Source organism: Streptomyces sp. NPDC043876, from assembly GCF_056435825.1.
In genome coordinates, this window is record NZ_JBWKDV010000068.1 from 1 (window position 1) to 1,053 (window position 1,053).

2 protein-coding genes are annotated in these 1,053 nt (G+C 69.6%); both read left to right on the forward strand.

Features of this window, described 5'->3' with window-relative positions; translation table 11 throughout:
• On the forward strand, positions 1–413 hold a 413-nt coding region (locus AC0693_RS38775), incomplete at its 5' end, for a phosphoketolase family protein (RefSeq protein ID WP_478804636.1).
• Positions 414–522: 109 nt separating this feature from the next.
• Positions 523–1,008, forward strand: coding sequence for a Crp/Fnr family transcriptional regulator (locus tag AC0693_RS38780; RefSeq protein ID WP_469320848.1), 486 nt, complete (start codon positions 523–525; stop codon positions 1,006–1,008).
• Positions 1,009–1,053: the final 45 nt, after the last annotated feature.

Sequence of the window (1,053 nt, forward strand, 5' to 3'; positions counted from 1 at the left end):
TCGTCAACGTGGTCGACATCGCCCGCCTGATGCCCCACGAGGAGCACCCGCACGGCATGACGGACACCGAGTACAACGCCCTCTTCACCACCGACCGGCCCGTGATCTTCGCCTACCACGGCTATCCGTGGCTGATCCACCGCCTCGCCTACCGCCGCACCGGCCACCCGAACCTGCACGTGCGCGGATACAAAGAGTCCGGCACGACCACCACCCCCTTCGACATGGTCGTGCGCAACGACCTCGACCGGTACCGGCTCGTCATGGACGTCATCGACCGCGTCCCCGGACTCGCCGACCACGCCGAGGGCCTGCGCCAGAGCATGACCGACCAGCGGAACCGCCACCACACCTGGATCCGCCTCCACGGCACCGACCTGCCCGAAGTCACCGACTGGTCCTGGCCCTACTGACCACCCGCCCGGGCTGGGGAACGCCCGGGTCCGGGAGGGTACCGAACGGCCCTTCCCGGATCGGCCGCCGCCAGCGGAGAGTGGAGGCGGACCCGAACGGAGAACCGCCATGAGCACCTCTTCCCCTCACCGGCTCACCTCCTCCCCCAACCGCTTCGACCACGCCTTCTCCCCAGAGCACCGCGCCAGCCTGCTGACACTCGCCCACGAGGCAGACTTTCCCGCCGGCGCACGCCTGTTCAACCAGGGCGGGCACGCCAGCCACTTCTGGGTCATCCGGTCAGGGAACGTCGGCATGGACGTGCACGTACCCGGCCGGCAGGCCGCAGTGGTCGAGACCGTCGGCCCCGGCGAGCTCGTCGGCTGGTCCTGGCTGTTCCTCCCCTACACCTGGCACTTCGGCGCCGAGGCCATGACGCCGCTGCGTACCGACGAGTTCGACGCCGCCGCTGTGCGCGAGCTGATGGACAGCGACCCCGCCCTCGCCTCCGCGATGTGGCAGTGGGTGGGACAGGTGCTCGCCCACCGGCTCGTCTCCGCCCGGATCCGGCTCCTCGACCTGTACGCGCCCCACGGCAGCGGAAGCCACATCTGAGATAATCGCCCCAAGACGTACCCGACCCGAGAGTGTGGCGTGGAT

Coding starts and splice junctions, on each gene's coding strand:
- AC0693_RS38780 (WP_469320848.1), top strand. CDS start 523: ATGAGCACCTCTTCCCCTCACCGGCTCACCTCCTCCCCCAACCGCTTC.